The sequence below is a fragment of the Pseudoalteromonas sp. BSi20652 genome (genome assembly GCF_000239855.1).
GTDB lineage: Bacteria > Pseudomonadota > Gammaproteobacteria > Enterobacterales > Alteromonadaceae > Pseudoalteromonas.
In genome coordinates this window covers 1-1,198 of the sequence record NZ_BADT01000070.1, presented here as the reverse complement: position 1 = coordinate 1,198, position 1,198 = coordinate 1, and the positions used below count along the sequence as shown (strand labels likewise).

Genomic DNA, 1,198 nt, shown 5'->3' with positions numbered 1-1,198 from the left:
TTTTTATTTTAAAGCTGGGCAAAGCTGTCTACGTATTCACTTAGTTTTGGTATATCGACCGCTTGTAAGCCATCGTTACTTCTAAGTACTAAGCCTTTTTCTACAAGTTCGGTAACAACGCGTCTGTAAGCGCGCTCAGTGGTCGCAAAGCGTTCGGCTTCAGCATTTACGGTTGGGTAGGCGCGAAGTAGTGTAGGGTTATTGTTCTCGGCTCTTAGTAAGCAATCTTTAGCTATGTTGTAGCTCAATGGCAGTAATAACTTATCTAAATTGATTTTTTGGTTTTCTTGAAACTTAGCCGCAATCGTTTGTGCGGTGTATAAGCTCAGTTCTGGTTTTTCAAGCAGCAGAGTGCGCCAATGTCTAAGCTCAATAAGATTATAGGTAACATCGCTAAAGCACGTTACGGTATAAATACAGGGGTTATTGTTAAGCGCTTCTATTTCGCCAATAAGAGTATTATTACAATCCAATTGTCCTAACAGCAGGCGTCGTCCATTACCTACGTCGTAACTAAACGACACAGTGCCACTGCGTACAAGCACAAGCTTGCTTAAAGGCTGATCTTGGTGGATTAGCACTTCTTTTTTTGATTGTTGATAGCTATTACCGGCAAAGGTTAAAAGCTGATCAACAAGGTAACTAGAAAAATGGTATTGAAACATCAATGTGCTCTTCGGACATTTGTCCTATTTATTACATCTTAATGACGATAGCATTAAGACACTAAGAATTTACGCTAACTTGCTACTAATATTATTAGCTTTGCTAATAGTATTATTTTACCTTCATTTCCCGTGTAATGATTTAAGAATTTGCTGGTATTTTCCGGCAAACTTTTTCAGGTTTTTAAGCAGGTTAGCTTTTTTATTTTGTTGTAACTTTGCAATACTTATAAGTGCCATAAGCTAGCAGTACATGTAATGCTAACCTAAAGGCTAGGAGAGAACAATTGAGTTGGGAATATTTAGGTTATATTGCATCAGCTTTATTGGTTGCATCGTTAACAATGACAGATGTAGTAAAACTACGTTGGTACAACATGTTTGGTTGTATTGTATTTACTGCATACGGTGTTGCCATTGGCGCAGTGCCCGTGATTTTTACTAACGGCTTGCTGTCGCTTGTGAATTTATATCACATAATAAAAATATATCGTCAGCCTAAAGCCGAAGCGCCTAAAAAGCTAAAACAAAAA

The 1,198-nt window shown here is 37.9% G+C and carries 2 protein-coding genes; one reads left to right on the top strand and one right to left on the bottom strand.

Going from position 1 to position 1,198, the window contains the following annotated elements:
* Positions 1-8: 8 nt before the first annotated feature.
* Positions 9-665 carry a Crp/Fnr family transcriptional regulator gene (locus P20652_RS12390; RefSeq protein WP_008167356.1) on the bottom strand — a complete coding sequence of 219 codons (657 nt, stop codon included), beginning with the start codon at positions 663-665 and terminating at the stop codon, positions 9-11.
* A 287-nt stretch (positions 666-952) separates the two neighbouring features.
* Here P20652_RS12390 and P20652_RS17745 point away from each other — a divergent pair.
* Positions 953-1,198, top strand: a 246-nt coding sequence (locus P20652_RS17745; protein ID WP_033017261.1) for a YgjV family protein, incomplete at its 3' end; no start/stop codon positions are given.

Bases quoted from the DNA above. Each gene is read 5' to 3' on its own strand.
- P20652_RS12390 (WP_008167356.1), bottom strand. From the start codon at position 665: ATGTTTCAATACCATTTTTCTAGTTACCTTGTTGATCAGCTTTTAACC.